This window comes from Hydrotalea sp. (assembly GCA_030054115.1).
In the GTDB taxonomy this organism is placed as follows: domain Bacteria; phylum Pseudomonadota; class Alphaproteobacteria; order JASGCL01; family JASGCL01; genus JASGCL01.
This window is the reverse complement of sequence record JASGCL010000046.1, coordinates 1-6,952: the sequence shown is the minus strand read 5'-3', so window position 1 is coordinate 6,952 and position 6,952 is coordinate 1. Positions and strand designations below refer to the sequence as shown.

The window sequence follows — 6,952 nt, the reverse complement described above, 5'->3', positions numbered from 1 at the left end:
CGTTCGGCCTCGCCGCGCGCAATCACATCGGCGCGTTCGTTTTCGGCGTGGCCGGCGTGCCCCTTAACCCAATGAAATGAAACACGGGCCAGGTGGCGATGGGTCAACAACGCCCGCCACAGCTCTTGGTTTTTGATTGGTTTTTTGTCGGCGGTTTTAAAACCATTTTGCAACCATTTTTTTGACCATTCGCCGATGCCTTTTTGTAAGTATTGCGAGTCAGTGTAAACCTCGATGGTGATGTCTTTGGTCACGGCGTTGAGCGCCATCAGGGCGGCGGTCAATTCCATTTGGTTGTTGGTGGTGTGCGGTGCCCCGCCCTTTAATATTTTTTCGGCGGTGCTACTTGGGTGTTGCAAAATGGCGCACCATCCCCCCGGGCCGGGGTTGCCAAGGCACGAACCATCGCAATAGATTTTTATCATGTTTTTTTTCGTGAGGTTATTATGGTAATAATTTTTTTATTGTCGATTGGCTGTCGGGCAGGAGCAGCCAATCGAGCATTGCCCGATAAAATGCCGGGTCTTTCGGTTTGACAATATCGCCATCGCGGTGGGCGTGAAAATCATAAAACCTTGTTAAGGCGAATCGCCAGGCCGCGCCGATAAGCAAATTGATAAAATATTTTTTTTCATCAACTTGTAATGGTCGCAACGATAAATACCCCGCCAATAATTGTTCGCACATCTTGGGTTGAAATGCCGCCGACCGATTCGCGTTTTGAAAACACCAGGCGGTTACGGCAATCGCCAAGTCGTATGCCAAAAAATCGGTGCAGGCAAAATAAAAATCGATAACGCCGGTGATGCGCGCGGTTTTTGCATCGGCAAAAAAAACATTGTCGGGGAAAAAATCGGCGTGGCAAGCACCGCGCGGCATGGTGGGTGGAACATCGCGCCAATAGTTTTTTACAACGGCGAATTTTTCGGTCAGGGTGGCCATGTCGCCCGCGATGGTTGGGTTGTGGAATTGTTGGTTGGCCGTGGCCCATAATTTTTCCCAACCGGTTAATGATAATTTATTGTCGCGCGTCATGGCAAAATCGCGGGTGGTATTATGTAACCGCGCCAATGTTTCGCCGGCCGAAAAACAATCGGCATCGTTCCATTGTTCTTTTTCACTGCCGGGCAAAAATGAAATAATCACCGCCGGTTTATCCTTGACCATGGTGACAATTTGGTCGTGTTTGTTTTTCAGCGGCAGTGGGCAGGGAAAACCCCGTTTCGCCAAATGGTCGGTCAAGCCAAAACAAAATGGCAAGTCATCGGCGTCGGTGCGTTCTTCAAAAATCGTAAAGATATATTTTGTCGCTGGCGCATTATCGGGTGCAACCCGCAATAAATAATTTGAATTGGAAACGCCCTTGACGATTTCATTGGCCGACAGCAATCGGCCAATGTTGTAATCGGCAATGACATCGGCAATCTCGCCTTGGGTAAGGTGGGTATAGACGGCCATGATGTTGCGTTACAATAAATTTTAAAATTTTATGAATTCTGCGCTGATAATTTTTTTTCAAGCGTTATCAATTCGCGCGGCAATTTAAAATTGATTGTTTCCTTGGCGATTGAAAAATGGGTCAGGGTGACGGCGAATTTTTCCTTCAGCGCATTTATCACCCCCATCACCAATTCATCGGGCGCCGACGCGCCGGCGGTCAGGGCAATTTTTTTTGCGCCGTCAAAATCGGTGTAATCGATATCTTGCGCGCTGTTGATTAATTTGCCGCGCGCGATGCCGGATTCTAACCCGACCTCCAGCAAGCGTTTTGAATTGGAAGAATTCTGCGACCCGACCACCAAAATATAATCGGCTTGCTTGGCCAGCTCGGCCACCGCCCGTTGCCGGTTGGTGGTGGCATAGCAAATATCTTCCTTTTTTGGCCCAACGATGTCAGGAAATTTTTGCCTCAGCAGGTTAATCATCGCCGCGGTTTCCGAAACCGACAGGGTGGTTTGCGTGGCGTAGGCCAATGGCGTGCTGTCCGGCAGGTCAAGCCCGTCGATATCTTCCTTGGTTTCAATCAACAGCACGCGACCTTCCTCCACCTGGCCCATGGTGCCGATAACCTCGGGGTGGTGTTTGTGGCCAATCAGCAAAACGATTCGGCCGTCGGCCACGTGGCGAATGGTTTCGCGATGCACCTTGCTCACCAGCGGGCAGGTCGCATCAAGAAAAAATAAATTGCGGTGTCGCGCCATGGCGGGCACCGATTGCGGCACGCCGTGCGCCGAAAATATTACAGGTTGGTCGGTGTCGGGTATGTCGGTTAGCTCTTTGACAAAAACCGCGCCGAGCGAGCGAAGCCGTTCGACGACAAAAACATTATGAACAATTTCATGCCGCACGTAAACCGGCGCGCCGTAACGTTCTATCGCCAATTCGACAATTTCAATCGCCCGTTCAACGCCGGCGCAAAACCCGCGTGGCGCGGCGAGTAAAATTTCTAACGGCGGTTTAGGGTTTGGCATGGCAAGACTCAATCGGGGGTGGCAAGGGGTTATCAAAGATTGGACGATATAACGGCTTGAAATTGGCGTGATAGTTGTTTAAGGATGGTATAGCCTGATTGTTTTGTAATGTCAAAAAAGCGCGTTATTCACTATTTTTGTTTGTCATTGGGACTGCTTGCGCCATTGATGCTGGCGGCTTGTGGTGGCGGGTCGGGCAGTAACGCCATTTCGTCATCGAATTGCCCCCAGGTTAATGTGCTGGATATTGCGCAAACCGTTTACCGCTTCGCCGGCGACGGCAACGACCCGGCGCAATTGAAATACCAGGCGTCGGTCGGCCATGGGGTGGGCGATTGTTCGATTGAAAACGGCGGGCGGCAATTGGTGGTTACCCTGCCGGCGCAGGTTAAGGTGGTGTTCGGCCCGAAAATAAGCAAGGCCGATTCGCTGGCCGTGGTGGTTACATTGTTCGATAAAAAATCAAAAGTGATTAATAAAAAAATTCAAAAATTAAAAATTTTGGATAAAAACGATACCGACCTGACCATGGGGCATACGAAATATTTTACGTGGGATAACCGAATTGTAACATTGTTGGATTACGACCACCCGCCGTCAAGTTTCCGCATCACCATGGCGATACAATTAAACGAAAACGAATTGAACCAGATTAAAAGCGGCGACACCTCACCGCGCTTACCCTCGGGGTTGGGGTTTTAATCACTCCCACTCGATAGTTGCCGGTGGTTTGGATGTTATGTCGAGGACGACGCGGCTTATCCCCTTGACCTCATTCACCAACCTGGTGGTGGTGGTTTTTATGAAATCCTCGGGGAAATAAAAACTATCGGCGGTCATGCCGTCTTGCGATGTTACGGCGCGCAGGGCCAAGACCTTTTCATAAGTCCGCCCATCGCCCATGACGCCGACGGTTTGAATCGGCAAGAGCACGGCAAAGGCCTGCCAAATTTTATCATACAGCCCGAATTTTTTTATCTGGTCGATGTAAATACTATCGGCAAGTCGCAAGATGTCGCAATGCTCCCGCGTGACCTCCCCCATGACACGAATGGCAAGGCCCGGCCCGGGGAACGGGTGGCGGTTGATGAGCCCGTCGGGCAGGCCGAGGGCGCGGCCGAGCAGGCGAACCTCGTCCTTGAACAGCATGCGCAATGGTTCCAGCAAGCTGAAGTTCATTTTTTCCGGCAGGCCGCCAACATTGTGGTGCGATTTAATGGTGGCCGATGGCGCGCCCGACACTGAAACCGATTCGATAACATCGGGGTATAGCGTGCCCTGCAATAAAAATTTTTCTTCGGTGCTGTCGCCGACGATTTTTTTTGCCTCGGCCTCGAACACCTCGATAAATAATTTGCCGATGATTTTTCGTTTTTGTTCGGGGTCGATAACGTCGCGCAACGCGCTCAAAAATTTATCCTCGGCATTTATCAGGCGAACATCCAAATGGGGGTAGGGGGCGAGGGCTTTTTGAACCTCATCCCCCTCGTTCGCGCGCAACAACCCATGGTCGACCAAGATGCAGGTCATTTGCGGTGGGTTGCCGGGTTTTGTGTTTTCTTGCAACGCCGCCGCGGTTAATATGGCGGCGACCGAGCTGTCAACCCCGCCTGATAATCCGGCGATGATTTTTCTATTGCCGACTTTTTTTCTTATGGCGGCGGTCATCTCGGGGATCATATCGGCCATTTGCCAATTGGGTTGCATGGCGCAAATATCGGCCGCGAAATTTTTTAACATGATATCGCCCTGGTCGGTGTGGCTGACCTCGGGGTGGAATTGCATGCCGTAAATTTTTTGCGCTTCGTTGCCCATGATGGCGAATGGCGCGCCGTCGCTGACCGCCATGGCGACAAAATCCTTTGGCAAGGTGGCCACATGGTCGCCGTGGCTCATCCAAACCTTGGTTGCATTGTAGTTTTTAAACAATGGGCTGTCGGCAACGACGCGGATATTCGCCAAACCAAATTCACGCGTTGTGCCGGGGGACACTTTCCCACCCAGCAAATGCGCCAATAATTGTTGGCCGTAACAAATACCCAAGATGGGAATATGCGCCTCAATTATATCGTTGAGCAATTTTTTTTCGACCGCCGGCGCATCGGGCGACAAAACCGACGCCGGCCCGCCCGATAGAATCACGCCACGGATATTGCCGTCACCACCCGCGTAAAAAACCTCGGCCAATTTGTGAAATGGGATAATCTCCGCCAGAAATTGGTGGGCACGCAAACGCCGCGCGATTAATTGGGTAACCTGCGACCCAAAATCAGCTATCAGGATTTTTTCCATATTATATTTTTTTTGCAATATTAATGGCCAAGCGCGACACACGCCGCACCAGTGGATAAAATGTTTGGTAAAATTTCATTTCTTTGGCCCCTTGCTCCAACGCGGTATCGCGGTGCAATAATTCGTCTTGGCGGAATTTTTCAATTTTTTGCCACAGGGGGGATGCCGGGTCCAGCGTCGCCAACTGTTCCAAATAATGTTCGTTGATTTCATCCTCGACCGCGACGGTCAGGCTCATGGCCGAGGGGATGCCCGACCGCGCGGTTAAAAAACCGACCGCAAAACCCAATCGCTTCCAAATGGGATAGAAAAAACTTGGCCGTGTTTGGTGGGTGCTGATAAGCCGATTGAATTCGCCGAAATGTTCTTCTTCATGCTCTTTCATCTCCGCCAACAGGGCGCGGGTGTTGGCATTCGGGTTTTTTACGCCGCGCATTTGCCCGCTGTAAATTTGCACCGCCCCCAATTCGCCGGCTTGGTCAACGCGGTACAGCGGCGACAGGTCGTGTTTGTTTTTGCGATCCCCCGGTAAATAAAAAGGTTGTTGGTCGTATGCCATTATCGCTTTTTAGCAAATAACAACGTCAAAAGATAGATAGCAACCAACGTGCTGGCGACAAAATTCCAACCAGATAATGACAGGCCGAGGAAAACCACCGCCGGCTTATTACAACTGACCACGTTGGCGGCGTTGAAAAAATCGTCGACCGATTTGGCCATCGGGTCGAGCATGTTGACCGACGAACAGCTTTTCGGTCCGGGCCAAAATTGCCATTCAACACCGGCGTGATAGGCGGCCAGCATCATTGAAAACAACATGACAAAAACCCCCAAGGTCAGGATGAAGAAGCGGTGGCTGTCGCGTTGGCGGTAAACAATATTCAACAGGCAAGAGAACAGCCCCAAAAATAACATCAGCCACCACGGGTAACGTTGATAATAACAAAGCGGGCAGGGCAAAAAGCCAAAACCATATTGCAACACCCAAACGGAAGTTAGAATCCCCAAACCAAAAACAATGTAGGTTAGAAATAATGGCGGCGTTTTGGTCATGTCAGTTTATAAAAAAAAATTGTCCCGACCACAAGCCCCAAACCACTAACCGCAGGTTGCCGGCATGAAGGATGACTGGCGATGCATAAAATACAGCACCGCCACCACAATCATCAACACCGCGCCGATAATGGCAACGGTGTTGAAATGCTTGTCGATATATTTTTTGGCCGGCGCACCAAAATAATAAAACACCGCGCCGATGCCGAAATAACGCACCGAACGTCCGAGCACCGAGGCAAGAATAAATATCCATAAGGGCAATTGAAAAAACCCCGAGGCCCAGGTGATAACTTTATAGGGCACCGGCAAAAACCCCCATATCATCACGGCGACAAAACCATATTGGTTATAAATACCCTTGATGCAATCAAATTTCCCCGCGCCGCCCAGCCAGTGGGTAACAATCGGTTGCAGGGCGTCGGCAAAAAAATACCCCAGGGTGTAGGCCATAAGCCCGCCGATAATCGACCCGACGGTGGTGGCAAAGGCAAAGGAGAAAGATTTTTTTGGTCGCGCCAACATCATCGGCAACAACATCACCAATGGCGGAATCGGGAAGAAAATTGAATCAATGACCGACGTGCCCCATAACAATGGCACGGCTTTTTTATGCGCGCTCCACCCCAGGACGCGATTGTATAATTTATGCAACATCAGCGGGGTTTATCTGCATTCGCTAAAAAAAGCAAGGGCGAGAATGACGGCGGCGAAAATATTAACCATCAAAGACAAAATTTATACAAACACCGCCAATGGTGGAATAGTAATTTTTGCACTTGCGGACACCCGTAAAAATATGTTAAAAATAACGCCATGAAAAAGAATTTACGCACCAAAATAACTTCGCGCTCAAACAGCGAAGCGATAGCGCAAAAATTATTTGCGCTGTTAATTACATCCACCCTATCCAGCGCGGTTTTCACCACCCACGCCAATGCCCAAAATGCTGGCAATAAAGCCAATCTCGGCACCGGCGCGAACGGCCCATTGCTGGCCAACGCGGTTGCCGGGAAATTATTATTAAAGGCTGATGTCGGCTATGTCTACAGCTTCGCCGGCGATTGGAACAAATCAAATTCGTCAAGCCCCAGCATCGGCGGTAATACCTCCACCGCGACCGGCGGGGTTGGTTA

General features: G+C 50.4%; 9 protein-coding genes. 2 read left to right on the top strand and 7 right to left on the bottom strand.

The genetic code is table 11. The features are described from left to right. The 3 genes from rnhA to ispH form a co-directional block, all read right to left on the bottom strand. Positions 1 to 425, bottom strand: a 425-nt coding sequence (gene rnhA / locus QM529_06910) for a ribonuclease HI (GenBank protein MDI9314384.1), incomplete at its 3' end; no start/stop codon positions are given. Positions 426 to 444: 19 nt separating this feature from the next. Continuing rightward, positions 445 to 1,458, bottom strand: a complete 1,014-nt coding sequence (locus QM529_06905; GenBank protein ID MDI9314383.1) for a homoserine kinase — start codon at positions 1,456 to 1,458, stop codon at positions 445 to 447. A 29-nt stretch (positions 1,459 to 1,487) separates the two neighbouring features. Next, positions 1,488 to 2,471 (bottom strand): 4-hydroxy-3-methylbut-2-enyl diphosphate reductase, encoded by a 984-nt coding sequence (ispH, locus tag QM529_06900; GenBank protein MDI9314382.1) that lies wholly within the window; start codon positions 2,469 to 2,471, stop codon positions 1,488 to 1,490. A 108-nt stretch (positions 2,472 to 2,579) separates the two neighbouring features. Here ispH and QM529_06895 point away from each other — a divergent pair, with 108 nt between their 5' ends. After that, positions 2,580 to 3,173 (top strand): hypothetical protein, encoded by a 594-nt coding sequence (locus tag QM529_06895; protein ID MDI9314381.1) that lies wholly within the window; start codon positions 2,580 to 2,582, stop codon positions 3,171 to 3,173. Here the strand turns inward: QM529_06895 and guaA are convergent, their stop codons facing one another. The 4 genes from guaA to QM529_06875 are packed head-to-tail and all read right to left on the bottom strand — an operon-like array spanning position 3,174 to position 6,473. After that, entirely contained in the window at positions 3,174 to 4,763 is a 1,590-nt protein-coding gene (gene guaA / locus QM529_06890) for a glutamine-hydrolyzing GMP synthase (GenBank protein MDI9314380.1), read from the bottom strand. A gap of 1 nt (position 4,764) precedes the next feature. Continuing rightward, a complete protein-coding gene (locus QM529_06885) occupies positions 4,765 to 5,322 on the bottom strand; it encodes a demethoxyubiquinone hydroxylase family protein (GenBank protein MDI9314379.1) in 558 nt (185 codons plus the stop codon). After that, complete coding sequence (locus tag QM529_06880; protein ID MDI9314378.1) at positions 5,322 to 5,816, bottom strand: disulfide bond formation protein B; 495 nt, start codon at positions 5,814 to 5,816, stop codon at positions 5,322 to 5,324. The genes QM529_06885 and QM529_06880 overlap by 1 nt, the downstream gene beginning before the upstream one ends. A gap of 45 nt (positions 5,817 to 5,861) precedes the next feature. Further along, entirely contained in the window at positions 5,862 to 6,473 is a 612-nt protein-coding gene (locus QM529_06875) for a VTT domain-containing protein (protein MDI9314377.1), read from the bottom strand. A 159-nt stretch (positions 6,474 to 6,632) separates the two neighbouring features. Between QM529_06875 and QM529_06870 the strand changes: the two genes are divergently transcribed. Further along, on the top strand, positions 6,633 to 6,952 hold a 320-nt coding region (locus QM529_06870), incomplete at its 3' end, for a hypothetical protein (GenBank protein MDI9314376.1).